At 55.5% G+C, this 24,883-nt stretch carries 19 protein-coding genes; 9 read left to right on the forward strand and 10 right to left on the reverse strand.

The genetic code is table 11. The features are described from left to right. Nucleotides 1–108: 108 nt before the first annotated feature. The 6 genes from ACR0LN_RS18365 to ACR0LN_RS18390 all read right to left on the reverse strand — a co-directional run bounded on the left by ACR0LN_RS18365 (nucleotide 109) and on the right by ACR0LN_RS18390 (nucleotide 9,596). Nucleotides 109–810 (reverse strand): class I SAM-dependent methyltransferase, encoded by a 702-nt coding sequence (locus ACR0LN_RS18365; RefSeq protein ID WP_480431704.1) that lies wholly within the window; start codon nucleotides 808–810, stop codon nucleotides 109–111. A 120-nt stretch (nucleotides 811–930) separates the two neighbouring features. Then, on the reverse strand, nucleotides 931–1,209 hold the full coding sequence (locus ACR0LN_RS18370; protein WP_480431705.1) for a hypothetical protein: 279 nt from the start codon (nucleotides 1,207–1,209) through the stop codon (nucleotides 931–933). 1,052 nt (nucleotides 1,210–2,261) lie between these two features. Then, complete coding sequence (locus ACR0LN_RS18375) at nucleotides 2,262–2,405, reverse strand: ribbon-helix-helix domain-containing protein (RefSeq protein ID WP_480431746.1); 144 nt, start codon at nucleotides 2,403–2,405, stop codon at nucleotides 2,262–2,264. Between the two features lie 619 nt (nucleotides 2,406–3,024). Further along, nucleotides 3,025–7,011, reverse strand: coding sequence for a G8 domain-containing protein (locus ACR0LN_RS18380; protein WP_480431707.1), 3,987 nt, complete (start codon nucleotides 7,009–7,011; stop codon nucleotides 3,025–3,027). 489 nt (nucleotides 7,012–7,500) lie between these two features. Then, a complete protein-coding gene (locus tag ACR0LN_RS18385; protein WP_480431708.1) occupies nucleotides 7,501–8,574 on the reverse strand; it encodes a Gfo/Idh/MocA family protein in 1,074 nt (357 codons plus the stop codon). Next, nucleotides 8,571–9,596, reverse strand: coding sequence for a glycosyltransferase family 2 protein (locus tag ACR0LN_RS18390; protein WP_480431710.1), 1,026 nt, complete (start codon nucleotides 9,594–9,596; stop codon nucleotides 8,571–8,573). Before ACR0LN_RS18390 ends, ACR0LN_RS18385 begins: the two co-directional genes overlap by 4 nt. A gap of 191 nt (nucleotides 9,597–9,787) precedes the next feature. Here ACR0LN_RS18390 and ACR0LN_RS18395 point away from each other — a divergent pair, with 191 nt between their 5' ends. Next, a complete protein-coding gene (locus tag ACR0LN_RS18395; protein WP_480431711.1) occupies nucleotides 9,788–10,732 on the forward strand; it encodes a glycosyltransferase family 2 protein in 945 nt (314 codons plus the stop codon). A gap of 109 nt (nucleotides 10,733–10,841) precedes the next feature. Beyond that, nucleotides 10,842–12,092, forward strand: coding sequence for a glycosyltransferase family 4 protein (locus ACR0LN_RS18400; RefSeq protein WP_480431712.1), 1,251 nt, complete (start codon nucleotides 10,842–10,844; stop codon nucleotides 12,090–12,092). 13 nt (nucleotides 12,093–12,105) lie between these two features. Here the strand turns inward: ACR0LN_RS18400 and ACR0LN_RS18405 are convergent, their stop codons facing one another. Beyond that, nucleotides 12,106–13,341 carry a polysaccharide biosynthesis/export family protein gene (locus ACR0LN_RS18405; protein WP_480431714.1) on the reverse strand — a complete coding sequence of 412 codons (1,236 nt, stop codon included), beginning with the start codon at nucleotides 13,339–13,341 and terminating at the stop codon, nucleotides 12,106–12,108. 142 nt (nucleotides 13,342–13,483) lie between these two features. Here ACR0LN_RS18405 and ACR0LN_RS18410 point away from each other — a divergent pair, with 142 nt between their 5' ends. The 7 genes from ACR0LN_RS18410 to ACR0LN_RS18440 all read left to right on the forward strand — a co-directional run bounded on the left by ACR0LN_RS18410 (nucleotide 13,484) and on the right by ACR0LN_RS18440 (nucleotide 22,023). Then, entirely contained in the window at nucleotides 13,484–14,698 is a 1,215-nt protein-coding gene (locus ACR0LN_RS18410) for a glycosyltransferase family 2 protein (protein WP_480431716.1), read from the forward strand. Then, on the forward strand, nucleotides 14,695–15,732 hold the full coding sequence (locus ACR0LN_RS18415; protein ID WP_480431718.1) for a glycosyltransferase family 2 protein: 1,038 nt from the start codon (nucleotides 14,695–14,697) through the stop codon (nucleotides 15,730–15,732). Before ACR0LN_RS18410 ends, ACR0LN_RS18415 begins: the two co-directional genes overlap by 4 nt. A 6-nt stretch (nucleotides 15,733–15,738) precedes the next feature. Next, nucleotides 15,739–16,872 carry a glycosyltransferase family protein gene (locus tag ACR0LN_RS18420; RefSeq protein ID WP_480431720.1) on the forward strand — a complete coding sequence of 378 codons (1,134 nt, stop codon included), beginning with the start codon at nucleotides 15,739–15,741 and terminating at the stop codon, nucleotides 16,870–16,872. Nucleotides 16,873–17,049: 177 nt separating this feature from the next. Continuing rightward, entirely contained in the window at nucleotides 17,050–18,012 is a 963-nt protein-coding gene (locus tag ACR0LN_RS18425) for a sulfotransferase family protein (RefSeq protein WP_480431721.1), read from the forward strand. Then, nucleotides 18,009–19,181: a glycosyltransferase family protein gene (locus ACR0LN_RS18430; protein WP_480431722.1), complete on the forward strand. Its 1,173-nt coding sequence runs from the start codon at nucleotides 18,009–18,011 to the stop codon at nucleotides 19,179–19,181. The genes ACR0LN_RS18425 and ACR0LN_RS18430 overlap by 4 nt, the downstream gene beginning before the upstream one ends. Next, nucleotides 19,178–20,761 (forward strand): GMC oxidoreductase, encoded by a 1,584-nt coding sequence (locus ACR0LN_RS18435; RefSeq protein WP_480431725.1) that lies wholly within the window; start codon nucleotides 19,178–19,180, stop codon nucleotides 20,759–20,761. Before ACR0LN_RS18430 ends, ACR0LN_RS18435 begins: the two co-directional genes overlap by 4 nt. Beyond that, nucleotides 20,758–22,023 (forward strand): O-antigen ligase family protein, encoded by a 1,266-nt coding sequence (locus tag ACR0LN_RS18440; protein ID WP_480431726.1) that lies wholly within the window; start codon nucleotides 20,758–20,760, stop codon nucleotides 22,021–22,023. The genes ACR0LN_RS18435 and ACR0LN_RS18440 overlap by 4 nt, the downstream gene beginning before the upstream one ends. An 88-nt stretch (nucleotides 22,024–22,111) precedes the next feature. Here ACR0LN_RS18440 and ACR0LN_RS18445 read toward each other — a convergent pair whose 3' ends face one another. From ACR0LN_RS18445 to ACR0LN_RS18455, 3 genes are all read right to left on the reverse strand, one after another. After that, nucleotides 22,112–22,822 (reverse strand): acyltransferase, encoded by a 711-nt coding sequence (locus ACR0LN_RS18445; RefSeq protein ID WP_480431728.1) that lies wholly within the window; start codon nucleotides 22,820–22,822, stop codon nucleotides 22,112–22,114. Nucleotides 22,823–23,124: 302 nt separating this feature from the next. Then, nucleotides 23,125–23,391 carry a hypothetical protein gene (locus ACR0LN_RS18450; protein WP_480431729.1) on the reverse strand — a complete coding sequence of 89 codons (267 nt, stop codon included), beginning with the start codon at nucleotides 23,389–23,391 and terminating at the stop codon, nucleotides 23,125–23,127. Then, entirely contained in the window at nucleotides 23,388–24,635 is a 1,248-nt protein-coding gene (locus ACR0LN_RS18455; protein WP_480431732.1) for an FAD-dependent oxidoreductase, read from the reverse strand. The genes ACR0LN_RS18450 and ACR0LN_RS18455 overlap by 4 nt, the downstream gene beginning before the upstream one ends. Nucleotides 24,636–24,883: the final 248 nt, after the last annotated feature.

The following is a 24,883-nucleotide window of genomic DNA, read 5'->3' on the forward strand; positions in this document are numbered from 1 at the left end:
AGCCATGATAATTGTTTCTTTAATAGCCCTTCCGGATTCACTCCTGCCCTTCAGGAAACCGCGCGTTTCAGCTTCGTATTCGGTGTTGTTGCCCCGGGTACCAAGTGATCAGGTCGCCATGCGCGCGCACATTACAGCCGGTGCGTTTGGATCGCTTGGGGGCAGCGCATCGAACAGAGATCCGTATACGTTGTGGTCGTCACGCAGCGCATATGTTCCTTCGAAAACGACATCAAATCCAAATTTTTCCAGGATATTTTTATCAATGCTATGGGGCTCGGTGACTGTGGGCTTGTGATTTAACTCCACAATCAACAAAAACGTACCTCCTGGCGCGACAACGCGGCACGCCTCAGAGATTGCCTCATCCACATTGTCCACATGATCAAGGGCGTTGAAAATGGAGACGACATCAAAATAGTCATCGTCAAAAGGCAGGCGTTCGGCATGTGCATGCACATATTTCATTTGCTGCTTGCCCTGCGTCATTTTCAAATAAGATTCTGCCAGTGGGTCTGCGCCAACGCGTTCCTGCGCATTGTCAGCCCATTCCAGAGTGCCGATTGGGCCGCATCCGATGTCGAGAATTTTCTTGTTGTCATAAAAGGATTTGTCGAGCTGGAAGACGTCAGTAAAAGCTTTCTCCATGTGTCCATTGTAGAATTTCTGGTTCGAATCTTTCAGAACCCTTTTCCAGAACGCATTTTCAATCATGTATTTTGCTTTGTTACGGGCTGTCTTGGGTAGAAAGTTCAAACCGTGAGCAATCGCGTTCTTTAAAGGCTTGGAAAACGTGCTGTTAACACCCATCAGGGGCCTCTTACTTTAAATATCACTGACATGAGTCCTAACCGAAGAGTCCGAATTGAACTAGCATTTATAAAGTCGCGCTCACCCGGCTCACAGGCAGATATATAGCCAAATGATCAGTCACAGCGTTTCAGACCACTCGATCAGAGCCTGACGTGGCCAAATCATAGTGTAGCAAGTCGGCAGGTATTTCCCAGCTTCATAGAGTTTTCGGCGCGTCTTGGATGTCAGCGTCGCACGGTCCGTATGAATCTGACCTGGCCCATTCCAGATAAAGAATGCGCCGCCCGATTTCGGAACTTCCTGAAGATAAGCCAACCGGGGGCTGATCTCGATAAGAGCAGGATCATAAAACCAGGATGTCCCGAAGAAAGCGGGAATCTCTTGGCGAATCTTCATCAAATCCGCGATGCAGCGATAGGTTGTCAGTCAGCCCTCCGGGTTGAAGTCCTTGGTGTTACGAGAGTCGGTATGAACATCATAACATGTTTGCCACAGCCCATGTTGCACGTAGCGAGGCAGGGGTGACAGGTCCCCACGTTTGGCCTCAACAGATGCAAACGCCTTGAAAGGCAGCCCGGAGGTCAAATCGATAGCTTGCGCAGCAGCAGGCGGAACTGAGCCAAGGGGCACTGTAAGTTAACTGATCGGTCGCGAAACTTGGGCTGATCGCGATATTCACGCGGCTTCGAGTTGAGCTATATCACACCGGTTTTGAACCAAGACATCTAAAACGAACCCATCCGGGTCCACTGCCCGGCAAGGCTAGTGCTTCTTACCCCAGATCACTACAGCAACCTTATCCAGACGCTACTTGTCGGAGAAGCGATCGGACGATCGGTTGCGGATGTTTTTAGCAAACTGTCACCCGAATTTCCCGGCCCAAAGTCGGATTGTTTGATGCGAGATAATGATCCCAGGTTTTGCAAGAAGATCTTCGGCCATCCGAAGGCTTAATGGGAACCGAAAATGCAGCCAAACAGTATAGGTTTCCCCTTTTCAGGTGTGATTTATTTTGCCTGGAAACGGGCGTCACGGGTAAAAAGCGGCGCCACGCCCCTGCCCGGACGAAATCTGAATTTAAGCGATCTAACCATCGCCCCCCTGCCGCACCCGGCAACATCGCCATCGCGAAAACGTGTCGCAGCGAGAATGCAGGATATAAACAATGATGACCATGTCCGGCTGAGCCAAGTGGACTAGGAAATGCTCCCCCGCCCTCTGTGATGTTCTGGCGGCGCGCAATCAACTCCTGTTCATGAAGATCGGCTTGGTGCCGTCCAAACCTCTCGATGGTCTATCGGGCGATCTCCGTGCGGTTGGCTTCTGCGCGGCGCGTCACTCAAAAAGACTTGGTCACGCTTTGGGTCGCGCCTTGCAAAGGCACCGCGGATCGGATCCACACCGATGCCGTCGGCCAGATCTCCGGCCTGCACCTGAGGCAGGCCTTCCTATATGCGTTGTCTGAGAAATACCAGTCCCGCCTCTTCTCGCACCAGTTGCCGAAGGCCGGCGCGCAACGCTTCTCTATAATTCTGATAGCGGCCGGACGCGACCAAATCCTGTACTAGTTGGTCTTGAGCGTCCGTGAGCACAACATTGCGGATGACTATGGTAAATACCTGCCTGTTCGCAATACATGTCAATTATTTCATATAATCAATAATCTGGAGAGCTTGCAGATGTTGCTGGGAACAAGTTAGGCTTCAGGTCAACCGTGACATTAAAAAATTGATTACTAGGCTCCGGTTTCCCATTACTTTCCACGGAACATATTGGTTACCAGAATACAGAAATTGGTTTCTATTAGACGGAGTAATGGGGAGAGGAAGCCGAATTTCAGTTTAAGGTCAAAGGACCCCATGTGTTGCGGTTTGAGCTTCTCCCCTATCCTCATTACCGTCCGGACATGGCTTAGACTCTGCACACCAACTGCCAGCGAGTACCTACCTGACGTCGATAACCTACTGATTATGTGGGAGGCGGCATGGATATGCGGTTGGGTCCTGAGTAGCCTCATCTGACTGGATCAAGTTGATTGTTAGTGCATCGTTGGTCTGTGATCCATCGAGATGATGGTTTTAGTGCATGGCAGATTTGTGTGTTGCGGATGCAAATGGTGCTGAGCGCGATTACGGTCTGCTCCGAACACCAGTTCGGGATTTCAGAGCAGGCCGATCACTGGAAGCTGGACCGGCCTGCTGTGAAGACAACTTAGAAAATGAAGTCGCTTGTCTCCAGCTCTTCGGCCCTGACGCCGATCAACGTCATGGTGTTGCCACGCCCGTCGTCGATCACCGCATCCTCAGTGCCGGACAGATGCTCCAGCACGTCGTCAAAGTCGTTGAGCTCGGCCACGCCCGAGAGATCGATCTGGTCATTTGAATCAAAGCCAAACACCTGATCTGCGCCTTTCGAGAATACCAGGATATCCGAACCGGCCCCTCCGCGAAGGATGTCATTGCCGTTGCCGCCATCCAGCCAGTCGTTGCCATCGCCGCCCCAGAGTTCGTCATCGCCGTTTTTGCCAAAGAGCTGATCGTCGCCGGTACCGCCAAAAATGGTGTCGTTGCCGCGACCACCGCCCAGCTTGTCATTCTGGGCGCCGCCGCTGATCACGTCGTTGCCGCCACCGCCGAAAATGGTGTCGTCGCCGCCGCCACCGCTCAGGCGGTCGTTCTGCCTGCCGCCACCGATCTTGTCGTCGCCGTCATCGCCATAAATAATGTCGCTGCCATCGCCGCCCCAGAGCTCGTCATTGCCGGTGTCGCCGTCGATGTTGTCGTCGCCACCTGAGCCTGTGACCGAGTCGTCGCCGGTGCCGCCGTTCAGAGTATCGTTTCCGTCAGTTCCCTGCATCGAGCCATCGCTGCCGCCGTCGGTTCCGCCGGTATCGTGGTCGGTTTGACCATCGTCGCTACCATCGGTTCCGCCGGTATCGTGGTCGGTGTGGCCGTCGCCGCTGCCATCGGTGATTGTCAGATCCGAAATCGTGCCGTTGAAGACATCCTCAAAGTCGGGCGCGCCAGTATCAGCTCGCCAACCAAGCGCACCGATCTGTAGATATTCGGGGTTGTCGTTCCAGGTCATGGCGAACTCGGGATTTTGTCCGATGATCTCACCGTCAACGGAAGCTACAACCCCATCAGAACCTATTGACAGTTCGACATCATAATTTTGCCCGGCTTTGATCCCCGGCAACCTGACGAAATAGGAGGCTTCGCCGTTCTGGAAGCGGAAGACGAGTTCCTCATTCTCCAGATATATACTCAAATGCTGACCAGTCCCTGTGAACCCGCTGGCATCGCGCGACAGCAGGCCTTGGGTGCCCGACAGATTCGAGGCATTAAATGAAAACGCGATATCAACGTCAGAGGCGGCTCCGATCGCTTCCGGAGCCAGGTTCAGGACATCGCTAGTCTGGCCGTTGAATGCTTGGTCTCCAGAAAACTCGTACAGATTGGTTCCACCGTCGCCGCTGCCGTCTGTTCCATCGGTACCATGATCGGTGTGACCGTCACCGCTGCCGTCTGTTCCACCGGTGCCATGATCGGTGCCACCGTCGCCGCTGCCGTCTGTTCCATCGGTACCATGATCGGTGTGACCGTCACCGCTGCCGTCTGTTCCACCGGTGCCATGATCGGTGCCACCGTCGTCGCTGCCGTCTGTTCCGTGACCGGAATGGTCCGTCCCGCTGGAAAAGTCCTGATCAAAGGTCTGAATCCCGTCCGCATAGTAAGGCAGGATCTCGTTCGACGGAGGTGTGAAACCATCGATTTTGTATTGTTCAAGATATGAATCTTCGAACCCTTCAAGTTGCAGCGGGATGAACACGGCCTGGTTCTCGCCGGTCAACCGGTCTCCGGTCCACCAGTAGAAGGCCAGATCCCAGCTGCCATCGCTGTTTTCGATCGCTCCATATTTTTCGAGTATATACTCAATATCACGCGACTGGATGGTCGTTTGTAATCCGTCGAACGTATGTACATCTTGACGATACCAGGTGTTCGCATGGAATCTGAACTCACCAGCGCTGTCGGTTAGGGTGCCACGGATATCCAGGTCGGATCCGCCCGCGCGTATTGTCATCTTAGCGTCCGAGTCCGCCCGGAAGGTGATTTGATCCACTGGCGTCAAATCGGCGCTGTCAATGATCTGGTTGTCGAAGCTGACCAGATTCCCATTCATATCGCGTGCTGTAATCCCGCGTTCAACATCCCGGGTCGTGACGTCAATATAGACACCGTCAGCATTATAGCCACGTGCGTTGAAAAGCTCGAATGAGTCTTCGACATGGACATTCGACAGGTTGATGCCTTCGACCTTGTCTCCGACTTTGAATGCTCGTCCGACATTAACGAACAGCACGTCTTTAAACACATATTCATTTGTGTAGTTAAAGATGTGAACGGCCTCAGTATGGACGTTGTATGCTGTCAGATCTGAAAATGTTTGCTGAATGTCGGTTGCGTTATCGATATTTCGATGACCGGTGAAGATGCCTTGTTCGGTCGCGATGATCTCGTTGCCGGAAAATCCGATGATGGATGTATCTTCTTCGTCAAAGCGTTCCTTTTCTTTGAACGGATCGCCCGAAGGATCGAACTGAATAACATCCACGGTCGGGCCTTGGGTGCTGGTCTCGGACGTGTTGAACATCCAGGCGGTCTTGGAGTTTGCAGCGATGTTATCCTGCTGAAGGATCTGTCGGGCCTGACTTTCGTATGCGACGCCCTCAATGCCAAAATCGCCGGTTTTCTCCAAGGTCAGGACATTGGCATCGCCATTATAATCCGGGTCTCGCCCAGTGCCGACTGTAGAGGTGACGAAATTGCCGATCCACTGGCCGGTTTCATTCCCATCTTCCGAAACGATGCCCGCACCTGCGACACCATACACGAAGTTATAGTCGATGGCCGCGTGGCTATCATGGTGGACAATGCCCCAGCCGGGGCTGCCGGTGACCGAGTTGCCCTCGATAATCGCGAGTTGCGAATCTGCTTCCGAACCCGTGCGATGGATATGAAGCGCATAGCGGCCTTCGGGGTTTTCGTCGCCGGGGTTGCGTGCGGTGCCGATAACTTCTTCGCCGGGCCCGTTCTTGATGCCAGGGCCGCGATTTGACCAATCGTTTTCGTCCCAAAGCTCGTTGGTGTTGATTGGTATCGACTTGTCAGTCCGACCCAGTTCGTGGAATTCCGCATAGCGCACTTCGACATCTGCGTTGTGCATGAACATCACATGACCACGCACCCCTTCGGGGTTCTCGGACGAGATCGTCACATTGCGCGTAGAGTTGCCGACATAGACGGACAGTTCGTTGTCGATTCCGTCACGACCAACATAATCCGGGGTCGTGTGATCATACTGGAGCGCCCGATCAATGGTGACGACGCCGGTTTCGGCGTCAATCGCAACAATTGTGACCTCTTCGTCTTGTGTTTGCAGGATACCGTCGGAATCATTGCCAACATACTGAGTACCCATGACCACAAGGCTGTCACCAACCTGCCAGCTGCCGACATCCCCTTCGAGGGTCAGCGTAGTATCACCTGCCAGAGGTTCCACCGCCAGCTTGAGGTAGGGGGCTTTCGCAGCCCCGTGAATTTCAACCGCGCCATGCGTGACGACACCGTGGCCTAGTTGGGTGGGATCCTCGGCAAGATCGATTGGACTATCATTAATCACGATCTCGGCGGACACATCCGGATGCACAGGGTTTTCCTGAACGCCGATCGTCAGAGTGGAGGACGCGCCGGTCAGCAGGGAATCGACCTCGAGCCGTGTGTCTGTATCGACGGCAAAGTGCAATCCCCCGTCTACACCTACAGTGCCCAGTTCGGCGGTGCTTACCCCATCGTAAACAACTGAGATTCCTTGCGGAATATATACATCCGCACCCGCTCCGGGTACTGTGCCGCTTGCCCAGGTTGACCCTTCGAACCATGACCCGCCATTGATTGCGACGGCTGTGTTCGGGTCGCTGGCGTCCGGAAACAGATTCAGCAAGTTGAGATGCTCGCCCTGTTTCACGGAATCGTCTGTATGCGCAGAGTGGGTCGCATGTGACAGGATTTCCTGCTGCGATGTGATCGCCTCGGCGAGAGTGGTGCTGCCGGATCCGATCAGATCCTGTTCGGCCCCGCCTGTTTCGTGCCCGGAATGATCTTCCATCCCCATAGTAAGATTCATGTCGTCCATAACTGATCCAGTCGCCTCGCATACCGAAAGCCCGGCCAGAAGGCCGACGCACAAAGCGAGAACGGCCTTAGCCGTCCTGCATTCGGTGTTGTTGTGATGCCGAAGCGGGTGAGTGTGTCGCTCCAGGCCTGTAATTCTGGCGTAACGGGCCAAAATCATAAGAACCATAGCGCGCAAACGACGATACAAAGATCGGCAAATTTCTGCGTGAAACTGATCGATGCCGTTCCATATTCCGCCTATCCGCACTCTTTGCTTGGCCGACGAAACACAAGTACCCGACATATTCAGATCCCGAGTCATGACACGGAATTTACCGCGCCCGAGATCCCGCCGGTCATTGCATGCAACGACCCATTCAGCCTGTGGATAAACGGCCAAAATGGCATATTGTCGCCCGAACATTGGCAAAACTGTGTTCCAAATGGAGGAGAATGGCAAAACTGTGTTGAAAGCAGTAGTAGGCCAACTGATATGGCGCAGTCGTCATCAGGGAACCGAGGCGCATGATCCATTCAGTTTCTCCAGAACCTCCAATACGGATATCGTGGTTGCTGGAGGCATGATCTCACTGATTGTTTTGCCATTATGGAGGCATGTGCCGACTTCGTCTATTTGGAATTGCAGGCCGCTGCCAGGAAACGGCGCCGAAATTTTCTTGTAACCCGGCAAAACCGTCCGTACCGCGCGTTTCAGCTTTTGCCCATACAGCGAGTTGGAAAGACGCGATTTCAGCGTCTCAGGCGCTGTTCCGGCGGCTGAGAAATTGACCGGGTACCGGGCGCCATACCGGGCCTGAATAAAGGGCGCGTCCAGCACAACCCGGGATTTTGACCCGGACAAGACAAGCGTGTTGCCCATCTGCGTGGCGTGGCTGACACTGATCGACGACACTGCCGTGTTGGAATGGCGCAATACAAATGCTGCGGTTCTGGATGCCCCTGTTTCAGACCTTGCGACTGTTCCGCCCTCAAGCTGAAATGGCCCCAACAGGAATTCTGCAATCGACACCCCGTAACAGCCCAGGTCATGAAGGGCTCCGCCGCCCAGTGATGGGTCGGTGATCGGATCGCCGGGGGTTTCCGTGCGGGCAAATCCCAGGGTTGCTTCTAGGTGAACCGCCTCTCCCAATTCGCCCGAGGCGATGCGTCGGCGCAGGTCAGCCATGATCGGCAGGAAGCGGGTCCACATGGCCTCCATACAGAACACATTGGCTGCAGCTGCGGCTTCGATGACCGCGCGCGCCTCGGCTGCATTACAGGCAAAGGGTTTCTCGCACAGCACCGCTTTTCCCGCGTTGATCGCGATCAGGCTGTGTTGCTTATGCAGGGCGTTGGGGGTGGCGACATAAATGGCATCGACCACGTCAGAAGTGGCCAGGTCGCTGTAATCATCAAAAACCCGGGTGCCGGGGAACAGGTTTGCGAAATGCTGTGCATTGTCCGGATTCCGTGATGCCACCGCAGCAAGCGTGCCGGTCTGGCTGAACTGCATATCCCGGGCGAACCGTCGGGCGATGCCCCCGGACCCGAAAATACCCCATCGAATCTTGGTTACCGTCACGGGCTTCCGCCTTTCCTGTCCGTCCCCTTCATGCCAGCCGCGCCCGCCGCTCGGAACGGCAGTTTCGCTGACCCGCGAATGAGAGCCTGCTCTCCCAGTTTGCCGAGCAAATCACCGATTACGGCCGGCGGCGCGCGGAAACAGCGTATCGCCTCTGCCAGGTCGCGTGCCTTGACGGCGTCGATCATACGCAGCCAATGCCATGTCTTCAGTGTTTCGATGTAATGGTCCTTAAGGACAGCTTGTTCTGCCTGAGATAGCCCGGTGATGTCCATCAGTCTCTGATCTGCCCGGACCATCGCTCCAAGATCGCGCGTGGAATGTTGCCCGCTCAGCGAGGTTGGACGCGTCACGGCGATATACCCTGCCGGGTCGGTCAGGCAAAAGCGTGCGCCGCGCGTCAGCGCTGACGCGTAAAGCATGTAGTCTTCGCCCAGACGCATATCGGCGTCATAGCGCAGGCCCGTCCGATCAAGGAATGCCGTGGAGATCAGGGGTTTGAGAAATCCCAACTCTCTGCGCCCGCCCCGCTGACTGGACAGGTTCCCGCGCACGAAGGTGGAAAAGTCGAGAGGCTGGATGCCAATCTCATCCTCCGACCACAGCCGGGTGCGCGGCCCTTCGACATCGGTTTCCGGCACTTTGAAGAGATCATCGGCCACAAAATCCCACGCGCCCTGCCCTGCGATGTGTAGAAGCCGGGCAAGGCGTCCCGGCTCCATGAAATCATCCGAGTCCAGCGGGGTCACATATTGGGCTGAGGCGTTGTTCAAAGCCAGATTGCGGGCCGCGGCGGGTCCTTGGTTTTCGGGTTGGGCCAAAACCCGCACACGATCATCTTGCGCGGCCAGAACCCTGGCGCAGTCCAGCGTCCCGTCCGGGGATGCATCATCGACGATCAGCACCTCGAGCGTCACCTGCTCCTGTGTCAAAACGGAACTGACTGCCCTGCGAAGTGTTGATTGCGCCTTCCAGGCCGGGATGATCACGGCGATCTGGACGTGTTTCCCGGGCCCCTTCACGGTTAAGCTACCAGTGTGGTTTCAGGGGGCATGGCAGGCCGGTCTTGCGCGGCCTTGCAGAAACGGAAATGGGCCGAACGCAATGAGACACCATAAAATGTTGCATACCCTGCATCGGCAGGGCACAAACTGTGTATCATTCGAACCCGCTATATAAAGTATTGAAATCGTCCAAATCGTAGTTGAGCCATATGACCGATGCAACGGTAATAATAGCGGCGTGGAACGCTGCCGGAACGATTAAAAGATCACTTGATAGCGCTTTGGCACAGCGATCGGTATCCGTCCGGATCGTTGTCGCAGATGACGCATCCGATGATGATATCACGGCTCATCTCCCGGATCGGGAAGAGATCATCGTTCATCGTCTGAAAGAAAACGGAGGGCCTGCCGCGGCGCGGAATGCGGCGTTGGATTTGGCCCAGGGGCCCTGGGCTTGTGTGTTGGATTCAGACGATACGATGCTGCCGGACAGGCTGACCGGAATGATTGGGATGGCGGAACAGGTCGGGGCGGATATTGTTCTGGGCAATTTCCTCAGGGTCGATGGCGACGGTCGCCCGCTTGACGGTGTACCATTCGTGCCGCTGGAAGTTATTGATCCAGCGAAACCCATTACTCTGGAAGACTATGTCGCAGACAACCTGGTGTCCCGCCGCTCCAGAAGTCTGGGATATCTCAAACCGCTCATCCGCCGTTCCTTTCTTGAGCGGACAGGGCTGCGATACGATCCCACGTTGCGCAACGGTGAAGATTGCCATCTGATCTTCGAGGCTCTGGCGAATGGGGCGAAGGTGTGTATTTGGCCTGAGGCTGATTACCTCTATACGGTTCGACGAGGCTCGGTGTCCTATCGGATCAATCCAGATCACTTTGAGGCTCTGATCAAGGCAGACCACGCATTTGTTAAAAGACACAGAAACAATATCAGCGCCGAGGCGGCTGCCTTGTTTTGCGCTCGTGAAACCAGCTTGCGGGAAATGATGGAATCGGAGCGGATCATGCAGGCGCTGAAGTCAATGCATCTGGGTGATGTGATGCGGCTTGCGGGCCAACATCCAGCGGTCTTGCCCAGAGTGGCACGCCAATTGGCCGAGAGCGCGGGCAAGAAACTTGGCCTGAAGTCAGCAAGCTAATCTCAATTCTGAATATCTTTATTGATTACAACGATAAAACAAAATTAGATTTGGATCAGTCGGGTCCCGACGGGTTCGCAAATGATACATCATTAAGGTGACCGGGATCTTGCTTCTTCCTGAAGGCAATTCGAAATCTCAGCGCAGGCCTCGGCGTGTAACGATTCTGATGCATCGCCGGATAAACAACCTTCAGTCAGGCAGCGGTGTGCATCTGATGTGTCTGTGCACCTGCCTGGCAGATGCGGGATACGATATACGGATCGTGCTTGCCCCGGTGACCAGCTTCGGTCGCATTCCATTCTGCAGGCCCGATCAGATTCTGGCCGAGCGCGGGATCACGGTCGAATGGCCCGGAACGTTTCAGGTCGGGGGCGTCTACTTTTCAGCCCGTCTTGCTGTCTGGATAAAGGCCCTGCACCGCGCGGCTTATTACGTGGTTTCTCTGCCGTCCCGCTGGTTTGGCGGAACTCGCAAACCCTATCCCAGCGATCTGAGCAAAACGCTGAAACCGTCAGAAGCGCACGCGGTTCAGGATGCGGCAAACAAGGTACCCGGCGATGTGGTTGTTGCCGAGTATTCGTCGCTTGCGCCCTTGCTTGGTGGTTGCGAGGCGAAAAAACGGGCGGTCCTGCTCCATGACCTGTTTTCCAGCCGCGCCCAGTCGTTTCAGCAGGCGGGCAAATCACCAGACCACATTCCGATCACCCTTGAACAGGAATGCGGGCGTCTGGAACAGGTTGATCTGTGCATTCATGCCTCGCAGATTGAGGCGGGTCAGTTGCAACAGATGCTGCCGCAAATCAACCATATCTGGATGCGTCCGGTTATCACTGAAAACACCGGCAATGCCGACACGACGCCCCGCGTCGTGTTTATTGGCGTCAGTCATGGCGGCAACCGGGCCGCGCTGGATCTGATCCTGACCGAGATCTGGCCGCGCGTCCGGGCCGAGGTGGACTGTGAGCTGTGGATTGTTGGCGAAATCTCGGACTGGGTCAGGGGCAAGCCCGAAGGCGTGCGATGTTTCGGCTTCATCGAAGACCTGCGCGAATTGGGGAATGGGAATGTGATCGGCATCGCGCCGATGCTGGTGACCAGCGGGATAAGTATCAAGATCGGGACATATCTGGAACTCGGGATGCGGGTTCTTACGTTCAAACAAACACTCGAAGCCTATGGCGACACGTTGGAGGGGCTTGTTACGGCGGTGTCCACACCCGAGGAGTTCATATCAACGCTGATCTCGATGATTTCCGATCAGGACTGCACAAAGGAAAACCCGCAGGCAGTGATGTCCAGCCTGCAAGTGCGGATGAAAAATGACGAGCTTCTGGATTATCTGAAGTCCGTAGACTGATTGCCGCGCCGACTTAGCCGGGAGGGGCTTTGCCCGCATCGATCAGCACCCGTTCGACCATGATAACGTCACCGGGCACAACGATTGTGTCGGGTCCCTGAAAGACCTTGCGCCCATCTCCGCGACCGCGTTGCAGACTGAAGATGGTGTCATATTGCCGGGTTTCATCTTCAAACCCGACCGAGCCTCGCTCCAGCAGCAGCCTGCGTGCGGTGTCCTGGCGGCTGTTCAGCAATTCGATCCGCGCGTTTATCGCCTGCAGTTCTACGGCGGCTTGTGTTGTGCGATTTGCGATCAATGTAAGGATGTCGCGCTTGGCTTCCTGGATGCTTTGGCTGGCCCGGAAGAAGCTGTTCTGCAGATCAAGTGATTGTGTTTCAAGATCGAAGACCGCCCGTTTTGCTTGTGTCAGCTGAGGTGTTCTGGCCAACCCCTTATCGACAAGGGATTGTGTATTCCGCATCTGCTCTTCCGCCAGGTCCAGTTGCTCTTTGTGGCTCTCGATCTTCTGCTTAAGGGATTTGATTTCAGTGGAGAGCAACGAGATGAGTTCTGTCAAAGAGGCTTGTTCCCGTTCCAGTGCGGTCTTGCGTGCGGTAAAAATCCTGCTTTCTTCTTCCAGCATAACGCTCAGGTCTGCTGGGCCGTCCGGTTGGGACAAGTCTTCGGGAAAATGCAATTCGCTCCGGTCTTCAATCTCGGCTCTTAGTCGGATTGCGGTGATTTTGGCGCGCAACAGCTCTGCCTGAATCTGTTCCAGCGAGCCGGAATCGCGCAGAATTCCCAAAGTGTCTACACTCAGTTCACCCAGGCGCCGCTGGCCGCCTGCCAGTGCAAACGCCTGTATCGCCGTCAACCCGGGGCGTGCCGGATAAGCACCAGGGTTGGCGACCGCTCCCATGATGAAAAAGGCGCCGTATTCCACCACCTCGACGGCTGTTGATGGCAGGCTGTTGCTGCGGATCTGCGTCTTCAGTGCGTCTGCAACATTGTCGGCAAGTTCCTCGGGTGTATGCCCCGCCGCCTGAATGCGACCTGCAAGCGGCACCATTATCCGCCCCTCGTTCTGAACCAGATATTCGCCGCTGACTGCCTGCCAGATTACGTAATCGCGCTCATCCTCGTTCCAGGCGACCACACGCAGGTTGATCTTATCTCCGGGGGAAAGGCGGTATGTTCCCTCCGATTGAGCATATCCCAAGGATGAACCGATCAGGGTTGCGAGGCAAAATACAAGCAGTCGAAGCATAATTTTGTTCCTTCCGCACGGCGCGGCAATATCACAGTAACAAACAGAGGCTTGCCCGGCCACATAGCGCTAGACATATGAAAATGTCCCATGTTTCTCTGTTTTGGGCTGCCCGCCAAAATTTCACTTAAGGAACGTTTCATTGCAAGGTTCTATTTCGGCGATTATTCCGACCTTCAGCAGAAGCAGGTTTCTGGGTGAAGCCATCGATGCGCTGTTAAATCAGACCAGGCCCCTCAGTCAGATCGTCATTTGGGACGACGGTTCTACCGACGAAACGCCGGACGTCGCGCGCAAGGCGATGGAGGCGGATAAAACCGGATCTCTTCAATATTTCAGAGCCGAAAATCAGGGGAAATCCGCGGCGTTGAATGCTGCGATGAAAGAAGTTCGCGGCGATTATATATGGATATGCGACGACGACGATATCGCCTGCCCGGACGCTGCCGAAAAGCTGGCGCATGTTCTGGACACCAGCGATGTCAGTATTGCAGCCGGTGCACATGCCCGGTTTACAGTAGAGAACCACGCCGCGGAAAAGACCTTTTTCGGGACCGGTTACTGGCCCGATCTTTCCTCCGGCAGTGTCATTCGGCACTTGCTTGAAGACATATTTTTTTTCCAGAATGCGTGTCTGGTCAGGCGGTCTTGTTACGAAACAATAGGCCCATTTCGCGAGGATCTTAGCCGATCCATTGACTATGAGATGTTTGTCCGACTGGGCACCCGGTATCCGATCGAAATGATCAATGACGTTCTGTTCTTTCAGCGCAAGCACGACGGGGCGCGTGGCCCTGCAGCGCAGCAGCATTCCGCGGCCCGGTCGGACGCCGTCTGGCTGGAGAGCGACAGAGACATCTTTGCGGGTTTGCGAGATCGGTTGCCGATAACGTTCTATGCCGCTCTGTTCCGCGCGGGGTCGCAGGATCTGGCGCTGCGCGCAGGTTATCTGCAACGCGGATGCGTGTACGCGCGTCGCTGTGATTGGGGCGCCGCAATTGAAGATTTTGAAACAGCGGCGGAGATCGAGCCGTCCAAAGGGTTGTCCGCGACCGAGATCGACATCGTTATTCGGGCCCTGGCCGGAAAGCACGGCAGCAGGCAGGCCTACCTTTCCCCAGTGCGCGAACAACTGCTGGCACTGGCGCAAAGGGGGGCGACGGGCAAAACGATCGTCAACGCCCTGGGGCGCGGCTCTGCCTGGCGCGCGCGCGAGGCTCTGGCTGGGCGCGAGTTCGCGCAGTTTGCCCGCATCGCAGTTTTTTGTGCCCGTGCCGGATCGCGCCCGCGGCCGTCGTCTGAGGTTGGGGATGTGTCCGAACTGGATCGTCTTGAGGATGAGGCATACAACTGGTGACCGATACATCGCACAGCATCGACCCGGCCCGTGTTGTCGTTCTGATCCCCACCCTGAACGAGGCGGCCCAGATTGAAAACGTCCTGTGCGATCTCATACAGGGCGACCCGGTCGCATCGCGCTGTCCGATCATCGTGGCCGATGGTGGCAGTGACGACGACACATGTGCGATCGTTTCAAAACTGACGGACCGCTTTGACAATCTGCGTCTGATCCACAACCCCGGCAAAACGCAGGCGGCGGCGATGAATCTTTTGCTGCAGCCGGAATTCGGCGGGTTCGACATTGCCATCAGATGCGATGCGCATGCGGCCTACCCCGCCGGATATGTCAGTGGCCTTGCCCAATGTCTTGTTGAAAAAGAGGTGGATTCGGTCGTGGTGCCGATGGACGCTATTGCCGACAGCGGGGGATGCTTTCAGCGTGGACTTGTCTGGGTGGCGGACAGCAAGCTGGGGGCCGGAGGGTCACCCCATCGCGGCGGTACTGCATCGGGCTATTACGACCATGGGCATCATGCTGCCTTTCGTCTGTCCAGTTTTCGCGCCCTGGGCGGCTATGATGTGGGGTTCATTGCCAATGAGGACGCCGAATATGATTTGCGACTGACCCGCGGGGGTGGAAAGATTTGGCTGAATGCCGATCTGCGCATTGGCTATTTCCCAAGGCGGTCGACCAGGCGCCTGTGGAAGCAGTACTGGAACTATGGCACCGGGCGGGCCCAGACCTGCCTGAAACACAAGGTCCGGCCGGGTCCAAGGCAGCTCATACCCGCCATTCACACGGGCCTTGTTGTGCTGAGCGTGCTGGCCTTGCCGGTGACCCGGCTGTTTCTGCTCTGGCCTCTGTTTTATGGCCTCGTCATTTCGGGCATCGGCGTGCAGGTTGCCCTGCGCCATCGATCCCTCTGCGGTCTGGCAGCCAGCCTTGCGCTTGCAACAATGCATCTGGCGTGGGGGCTGGGCTTTCTGTTGCGGCTGCTGCAGGGCAGACAAAAGACCGAAGAACATTCCGCAGTCAGCGAAAGACCCTGAACTGACATGTCCAAGATCGCTTTTTTCGGCCATAACTCGAATGAACCTGCCATCCGCCGGCGGGCCAAAGCTTTCCAAAGTGCGGGGCACGAGGTTGTCGGTTTCATGCCGCACCGGGGCGCCAAACAAACCACGGACTGGCCGGTTGTTGATTTGGGCGAAACCCGCGACAACGCCTATGGGCAAAGGATCATGTCGATTTTCCGCGGCGCTTCAATTGCGGGTCGGGAACGTAGGTTGCTGGAGACATGTGATGCCATCTATGCCCGCAACCTGGATATGCTGGCAATGGCGGTGCGCGCTCGCAGCAAGCTGGGTCTGAGTACGCCCCTGATTTACGAATGTCTGGATGTCCACCACAAGCTGACGGGTCAAACGGCGCTTGCCCAGGCGCTGCGGCGGTTTGAGAAAAGCCTGCTGAAGCATTGTACACTTGTGGTGATTTCGTCGCCGCGCTTCGAAACCGAACATTTCGCGGTGCACTATCCGGGGGCGTATCGGGCGTTCCTGCTGGAAAACCTCATGATCGAAGGGGATGATTTCCCGCCGCGCCCCGAATTGATCGAGTATACGCCCGATGGGCCGCTGCGGATCGGGTGGTTCGGCAATCTGCGTTGCCGACGCTCGCTGGATCTGCTGCTGGGTTTGGCGCGCCGCTTTCCCGATAATGTCACGATCAACCTGCGCGGCTATCCTGCGCCCGGTGTGTTCACAAATTTCGAAGATGAGATCAGGCCCTACAAAAATGTCTCGTTCGGCGGACGGTATTCCGCCCCTGGGGATCTTGCGGCTCTGTATGGCGCGGTTGACCTGGTCTGGGCCGGGGACTGGTACGAAGCCGGGGCCAATTCCGTTTGGCTGCTGCCCAACCGGATCTACGAGGGAGGGTATTTCGCGACGCCATCGCTGGCCCCTGCGGGGACCGAGACTGCGCGCTGGTTGCATGAGCATGGCAGCGGGATTCTGCTGGATCAGCCGGTGGACCGAGCCCTGGAGGCTGAAGTTGCCAAATTGCTTGAGGATCGTTCGCCTTTGCTGAAGTTGCAAAATAAGTTGCTATCCTTGCCCAAAAGCACGTTTGTTGAAGGATCGGAAACAACAACAAAACTTCTGCAGGCCGCCGGAGTGCCTTCTGTTTGAGCGCACGCCTGTGACCCGACCGCCTAAATGCAGGCTTTGAGAAGGTAAAAAGAGATGACCCGTGCGGCATGTCGCCAGCGTTCTTGCACAGGCTGGGTCCGCAATCTGGATTCCCCACCGGACGCGGTCTATTCTTTAGCCGCGTTTGCCGCAGTATATTTTTATTGAGATACTCAGATGACCAAAGAGCTCAGGACTTTGACAAGATTACCTGATTTCATTATCGGCGGCGCCCCCAAATGCGGCACGACTTCCCTTCATTTCATCCTTGGGCAAAACCCGCAGATCGGCATACCGGACAACGAAATCCATTATTTTGACGCGGATGACCCAATTACACATCCGGATTTCCTGAACGCACGGGGGCCGGATCTGAAATGGTTTGATACGCGCCCCGAACATACAGCGAACCTTGACTGGTATGCATCCCGGTTTGCCGGGTTTCAGGACAAGCTGCTGATCGGAGAAGATTCCACCACCTATCTTTTTTCGGCAGTGGCGGCGCGGCGCATCAAAGAGCTTTTGCCCGATGTGCGTCTGATTTTTCTGCTGCGCGACCCGGTCAAACGTGCCTATTCGCAATATTGGCATCTGATCTGTAGCGGGCGGCTGAGCTGCAACTTCGAACAGGCCCTGAGCCGGCACAGTTCGATCATTCTGGGGTCCACTTACGCGCCCCATATTGCCGGATATTTCGATGTGTTCGGGCGTGACGCCGTGCATGTCGCCATGTTCGAGGATTTTCTGACCGACAAGCAGGCTTTCCTGGACCGTATCACCACCCATATCGGCGCGCCCGAGATGGAGGTGGAGGCGGTGCAGACCTGGTTCAACCGAACCTACTATCCGACCGTGCCCAAGGGTCAGCAATGGCTGAACCGGATCGGAGGCCGGATTGTCGCCGGACGCTATCGCAATCACATGGGGCAAGAGACGGGGCTGTCGGAAAAAATACGCCATAAGTTACATGACAACTGGTTCAGGCGCATCAACCCGATCCTGCTGAAAGCGGAAAAACCACCTGCCATGCGCACGGAAACAGAGACCTATCTGACGCATCACCTGTCCGACAGGAATGCGGGTCTGTCTGATCTGCTGGACCGCGACCTTTCGACGATCTGGCCCGGGTTTCGCGGATGAGTATCCTGCACGCGGATATCGTGCTTGTCTACGACCCGCGGTTCTCGGGCGGGACTGCCACCGCGATGCTGGCCGACGCAAAGGCGTTTCATGCGGCCGGGGCGACGGTCGGGTTGCTGCCCGTCACGTCGGGTTTTTTTGAAGGTGCCGGGCACAAACCCAATGCGACCGTGGCAAGCCTTACAGATCTGGATGGGTTTCAAGTGATACAGCCGGGCAGCGTGGTGGTTGCCGATACCGTTTTCTTCCATCACCCGCTGACCTTCTTTCACAGGGTGGCCGAGAGCGCCGAAATCCGGGCAAAGACATCGGTTGTGGTGGCTCATCACCCACCATTCCGCGGGGATGGGTCGCTGGAATACGACCCGGTTGCCACGACCCGGGTGATCAAACGAGCCTTTGGCATCAGCCCGATGTGGGCGCCTGTGTCGGGGGTGATCAGAAAGCATCTGCGCAGCTTTCTGCCCTTTGTGCGCCTGACCAGCGCGGATTGGGTAAATGCCTTCGATGTGGACCGCTGGCAGCCCGGTCGGCAGGTCTTTGACCAGCCGGTTGCAACGGTGGGACGGCACAGTCGCGAGGATCCTCTGAAATGGCCCGACCAGGCACCAGATGTGATGGCTTCACTGGTGCCGCCGGACCCGGGTTGGAAAACGCGTGTCATGGGATGCCCGGAGCAGGCGCTGAAAAACGCGGGCGTCGATCTGAGCGGGTGGGAGATCGTTCCGTTCAATGGTGAACCGGTAGACCGTTTTCTGAATAGTCTGGACGTATTTTCCTATTTCCACAGCGACCGATGGGTCGAAGCTTTTGGGCGCACCGTTCTGGAAGCGATGCTGATGGAGCGGCCTTGCATTCTGGACCCCAGGCTGTGTGAAACCTTTGGGCCGCTGGCGCAATACGCGTCACCCGCGCAGGTGTCAGACCTGCTGAACGGGCTGCGCAATGATCCCAAAGGCACCCGCCACCGCTGTTCCGAGATACGCGACATCGCGGCCGATCATTATTCAAGCGCGGCAATACCGGAACGGTTGCGGGCCTTGCAGGGCGATCAGGGTACGGCCATGCGTGCGGGGCCGGTTCAGGCCTCTCCAATTGTCACCCTGCGAAAACTGGCCGGGCTTGCCCGTCGTGAACGCAGCGCCGCACAACAGGTGAAAACGGAATGACACAGGTCAGCCTTACCGAAGCTCAGTCAACCGAATACGACACATGCGTCATAGGGGCGGGTGCGGCCGGGCTTGCCCTGGCGCTGGCACTGGGGCGTTCAGGGCTGAAGGTGCTGGTCATCGAACAGGGCGGTTTCGATTCCGGCGAGATCGACGGGGCAAGCGACCGGGATGAGATTGTGTCGCGTGACACTCACGATCCCCGCCAGCGTACGAACCGCGAGGCCGTGGGCGGGACACTCATGGGGTGGGGTGGTCGTTGCATACCGTTTGATCCTGAGGACTTTTCTGCACAATCCGGACGGCACATACATCCCTGGCCGATTTCATTCGACGACTACGCGCGATGGATCGCGCCGGCCGCCGAATTTTTGGACTCGGATGCGGAATTCGAAAAAGCCGCACCAACCGGATGGCCATCAGTCGAGGGCGTAAGCGTTGAACGGGTCGAGTTGCTGAACGCGCTGGGTCAGGCGGATGCTTTGCAGGAACAACTGAAGCTGGATGCGGAACCGGTCGATCTGCTGAAACAGGCGCAACTCCTCTCCATGCGCTGGAGCGAAGGACTGAAAAACCGGGTGCGGGAACTTGAAGTCCTGCACGAGGGGCAAATCGCCACCCTGCCCTGCCGACAGGTTGTTCTGGCCTGTGGCGGGCTTGAGACAACCCGCCTTCTGTTGCTGGACCAGGCCACGCGGCCAGAGGCGTTCGGGGGGTCATCTGGGGCGCTTGGCCGGTATTACATGGGACATCTGACCGGAGCGGTGGCAGAGATCACGTTTCGCGATCCCGGGGTTTGCAGTGGCTTTGGATACCAGAGCCAAGCCGGCAGCAGCCCGTATCGCAGGCGCTTTGTCCTAAATGGCGATGCACCATCCAATGTTGCGTTCTGGGTCGAAAATCTTGCCCCGTCCGATCCCCGGCACCGATCGGGCGAGATTTCAGCAAAGCATTTGCTGAAAGGTTCAAGTGCCCGGGAGCAGTCGGGGGCTCATGTAGCCAATATTTTGCGCGACCCGGTTGGGCTGATCGACGCCATGCGATCCGGTGCAAAGCGGTTTTCCGCGGAAATTGCCCGGCGTCCGCAGCGCTTGGTGGCCCGGGGCGCGGGACCTTATGCGCTGGCCTATCATGCCGAGCATTTCCCCGAATACGACAGCCGGGTCATGCTGTCGGACACTGTAGACCGGACCGGACGGCGCAAGCTGAAGGTTGATTTCCGCTATGGAGAGCGCACCGTTTTGGCGCTGATTGACGCTCATAAGCTGTTGGCCCAAAGGTTGCAGACGGCAAACGCCGCCGAATTGACCCTGCCGGATGATGACGCCCTTGCCCAGTCCATCATCCGAAAATCCCGTGATGGCTATCATCAGATCGGCCTGACGCGCATGTCGGGCGATCCAAAGGAGGGTGTGGTTGATGCCAATTGCCGCGTCCATGGAACCGAAAACCTCTTTGTCGCGTCCGCTTCGGTTTTTCCGGTTTCGGGACAGGCCAACCCAACCTTGTCCGTGGTTGCCATGGCATTGCGTCTGGCCGATCATATAAGGGCAAATCACCGGACAGGTGCGACGGCATGACTGCAGCGGCGACATATTCTTCAAGCCGAGAGGCGTTCGAACACCGGCGCGACCATGTGCTGGTGACCTTGTGGTTTTTCGTCACGTTCAAACAGTTCCGGTATGATGAACTGATCCTATACCCCTTGGCGCTATATTTCGCCTGGGCCTTCGTGCGGGACTTCAACAGGAATTTCCCACTGATTGCACGCAGCGCGATCCTGTTTGTATTTCCTGCCTGGTGGATGCTTTCCGCTCTCTGGGGGGATGAGACTGGATTGATTGTGAGGTCGGGCCTTCAGCTAACTCTCACGATTATGATTTGTTACTTCATTGCGACGCGCCTTACTGCGCGGGATATCTTTGTCTCGCTTCTGATTACGTCAAGCTATTATGCGGTGATGAGTTTTCTGGCCCCTTACGCGGGAACCGGTACAGTTGCTCGAGGCGTATTCTCGAGCAAGAATACGATGGGATCCGCTATGGTCATTTTGTGGCTCTCTTCGCTTTGCATATTAGTGGATTCTGGCTTTTCCAGAAAGCTCAGGTTACTCGCAATCGCTACGGCGATCCTCGCCGTTTATCAAATACAAAGGGCAGACTCCGCTACCGCCGTGCTATTGGCGCTTGGAGTTTTCGGGATGGTATTCCTTCTGGCTGTTGTGCCACAATCCGGGATTTTGAAACGCCCCTGGTTCTATGTCGCGTGCCTTGCATCATTGAGTATCATTTTTGCCATAGCCTCATTGTTTTTTACTTCGCAGACAGTAGATCCGATCAAGGCTGTTCTCGAAGCTTTTGGCAAGGATGGCACTCTGACCGGACGGACGGTATTATGGCAATATGCGACCCGGCAGATTGAAGAAACCCCGTTTCTCGGCATCGGAGCTGGTGGTTTCTGGACTCCTTATGACAAGTTGTCCGAAGCTAGTCGTATTTACGAGGAATTCCACAAGGCAACATATGCCACCTTCTCGTTCCATAATTCTTACTTCGAGATAACGGTGCACCAGGGATTGATCGGGTTGTCTATTTGCATCCTGACTGTGGTCTGGTGCGTAGCAAGCGTTCCGCTTTTCCGAAACCAGTCGGAGCGGGTTGGGACGGCTTTCTTTCTTTGTGTTTCAGCCGTCACTCTGGCGAAGAGTATGACAGAGTCAGATTTGTTCGCACCTTTTGCCTTGTTGACGGTATTGCTTATAACGGGCGGATTGATGGCACATCAATCTGTACTTGTTCCTATTAATCCGAAGGCGGGTCGAGGCAACCTGTTGACAAGATAAAGTTAAGCCCGGACCGGTAATTTTTTAACAGTTGCACCGAATTCATAGAATTGGGTTTTAGCGGTTTGGCATAGGTCACAACGGCCATTTAGATTTTCTGGTCCCGTGTCTTTATCAATTTTGCAGGGATGCCGCCGACAATGCTGTAAGGCGCTACATTTCGATTTACGACGGCACCAGCCGACACTATGCTGCCCTGACCGATGCGGACCCCGTCCAAAATTTTTGCGCCAGCGCCAAGCCAGACATCGTCCTCAATGACTATACCTTGGCCTGTGATTGGCTGTTGGTTCATCGGTAGAGAGATGTCTCCGAATTCGTGGTCTCCTGAAACAATATGGCAATGTCCTGCGATCAACGCGTTGCTACCGATGTGAATGCCGCCAAAACCGTTCAGGATTGTATAGGCTCCGATGAAACAATCATCCCCAATCGTGACATGCCCCTCGTAGCCAGTTTCGAATCGTACACCCTGTGCGATCTGATTTCTTGCACCCAATCGGATTGAGGCTGTGGCGCTTTTAATATCGAAACAAACATGTTCATCAATAAGTGTGCCTTTGCCGACGAAAAGCCGGGCTGGACAGCGCACCGTGACATTGCGGGAGAATGTGACACCGTTCCCACAATCTCCAAGAAATCCCCGATATAGCTTTTGGCGCAGAAACATACCCAAGGCACCGGGTAAGCCGGCGAAGAGTGTCACATAAAGCTCGTAGCGGACGAAAGCCCCTATACGGTTGCTGCCAACAACCCGGGCCATGTATTTTTTGAACGCGCTACCTTTGGTGTGAGCCAAGCGATCAGACTTTATGGGTGTAGGCACATGAATTCCTTTCATTACTACTTAAAAGCGCAATGGGTTTTGAAAAGATACCTGTCTGGTGTATTTGCCAGCAACTCCTAATAACGGTTGGTAAAATCCTTTAAAAAATAGTAGCTTAATATCTATTTTAGTGCGCCGCAGAATACTCTCAATCGCCTGGCCGACGGCGAAATGTCCCCGGGTTATGGCGGCAGTTGATGTTAATCGTGTTTTAACACAGTGCCCACAGGTGTTCTTTTTAAAAGGCGCGAAGGATATAGTAACAAAGAAAAGCATCAGATCCACTCTGCCGACCAGTCGATGTTGGCGACCTGCATCGCCAGAGCATAGAATTCGAATAGCTTTTCGGGTCCGACTTGATCAGAGAAACCGATGTCTGGCTCTATCAACCATACGCGGGTATTATTTGCCGAAAATGCCGCGACGAAGCCGGAAGTGCCTCTCGCGATATCGCTTGAGTTGTCATGATCGGCATCCGTAATCAGGATTGCGGTCGCAATGAAAAATACTGCAAGGGGTGTGATTGCTGCAATCCAGTTCAATTGGCTAAATCCTGACCAGCCCTTATACGTTTGCTTGCCAAGACCTGTTTCATAAGTTTGCCTGCCACCCGGCGGGATGTCGTGAATTTCACACCGGAGACCGTATAGAGGCCGATTGGTCCTCCGGCGGTTCCATGATCCCAAATGATCTCACGCACAGAGAGCTTTGCAGTACCAGCCTCACTGGCCGGCAACAATCCTGCATGGATCTTCAAAATGTGCTCGCGTTTTGCGCCAAGTGTCGGAACCGAAAGGTTCAGGGCGCCCAGGAAGGCATCGATATCATCCTGTGCAGGATGAACCGGGTCAGAGCTCTCGTGCCAATTAGTGTGCCAAGTACCGGCAAACGTGTGTCCTTCAATGGGATATAAGAACAGTGTTGGATCCGTTTGAGCTGGCGGCGAAACCGCCAGTCCGAATGGAGCTGGAGGCGGTAAGTCGAGAACGAGGTTGAATGCTAGAGACGGTCTAAAGAGTTCAGGAGTTGGTTGGTCAAACTTTGCTGCCAGCTTCGCACACCAAGGGCCGGTGGCATTCACGACAATAGGGCTCCGCAACTTCTCCTCATATCCTTGTGATCCACGTAGAGTCACAGCTGCCACCGCACCTCGAACAGTTTCGAGCGCTACGGCTTCCGCATGTTCGATGATGGTAACCCCTGATGCTTCGACTTGGAATCGCAAAGCTGCGACAAGGGCTGCGCCGTCCTCTACAACGGCATCGTTCCAAAGAGCCCCTCCAAGAAGGCCATCAGTGCGGATATGCGAACTGATTTCCTGAACATCTGAGGCGCTCAGCACTCGCCCGCGAGAAAGGGTACTATTGGGTGACAAACCTGTGTTCCGATCTAATGTCAGTAGCGCATCAAGGGCAAATGCTGCGCGAAAAACTCCGGGGCTCCGCATCTTGTCTCCGTAGAGTGGCATAAGGAAGCCCATAGGACGCACTAGTTCGGGAAAATTTTGCAGAAACCAACGTCGCTCGGAAATGGATTCACGGATACGCGGGATGTCGAGTGTTTGCAGGTAACGCAGCCCACCGTGCAGGATGCGAAACCAGTTCGCAGTAGTTGCGCCGCCGATTTGATTGCGCTCGACAATCGCGACGCGCAGACCAATACGACCCGCTTCAAGGCCAATCATCAAACCGTAGACACCGCCACCGACCACGATGACATCAAACTGCTCATGTGCCGCGTAAGCTGAGTGGGGATGCAATTTCAGAATGTCTCGCCTATTGTCCAAAACAGTCTCACCCATTATCCAAAGAACAAACAAGTTTTATAAAAGAACAGTTAGAAATCATTTCCATAACTTTGGTATCACGAGCTACCCTTTGATGGAATTCCTTGTGCGCTGATCATTGAACCATTCTGCCCGCTAATGCGCATCGTGTTACGAGAGGTATCTAAACATTTAATATCCCCGGGTATTTAGGGTTATATTCAACTCTAAAACCAGCCATACGAAGCCGGGTTATGTCCAATTGGCTC

The sequence above is a fragment of the Ruegeria sp. AA6 genome (genome assembly GCF_056542865.1).

What these genes read in the sequence shown, in the direction of transcription:
- ACR0LN_RS18365 (WP_480431704.1), bottom strand. Translation starts at nt 810, where the DNA reads ATGGGTGTTAACAGCACGTTTTCCAAGCCTTTAAAGAACGCGATTGCT.
- ACR0LN_RS18370 (WP_480431705.1), bottom strand. Translation starts at nt 1,209, where the DNA reads ATGAAGATTCGCCAAGAGATTCCCGCTTTCTTCGGGACATCCTGGTTT.
- ACR0LN_RS18380 (WP_480431707.1), bottom strand. Translation starts at nt 7,011, where the DNA reads ATGGACGACATGAATCTTACTATGGGGATGGAAGATCATTCCGGGCAC.
- ACR0LN_RS18395 (WP_480431711.1), top strand. Translation starts at nt 9,788, where the DNA reads ATGACCGATGCAACGGTAATAATAGCGGCGTGGAACGCTGCCGGAACG.
- ACR0LN_RS18405 (WP_480431714.1), bottom strand. Translation starts at nt 13,341, where the DNA reads ATGCTTCGACTGCTTGTATTTTGCCTCGCAACCCTGATCGGTTCATCC.
- ACR0LN_RS18420 (WP_480431720.1), top strand. Translation starts at nt 15,739, where the DNA reads ATGTCCAAGATCGCTTTTTTCGGCCATAACTCGAATGAACCTGCCATC.
- ACR0LN_RS18425 (WP_480431721.1), top strand. Translation starts at nt 17,050, where the DNA reads ATGACCAAAGAGCTCAGGACTTTGACAAGATTACCTGATTTCATTATC.
- ACR0LN_RS18430 (WP_480431722.1), top strand. Translation starts at nt 18,009, where the DNA reads ATGAGTATCCTGCACGCGGATATCGTGCTTGTCTACGACCCGCGGTTC.
- ACR0LN_RS18435 (WP_480431725.1), top strand. Translation starts at nt 19,178, where the DNA reads ATGACACAGGTCAGCCTTACCGAAGCTCAGTCAACCGAATACGACACA.
- ACR0LN_RS18440 (WP_480431726.1), top strand. Translation starts at nt 20,758, where the DNA reads ATGACTGCAGCGGCGACATATTCTTCAAGCCGAGAGGCGTTCGAACAC.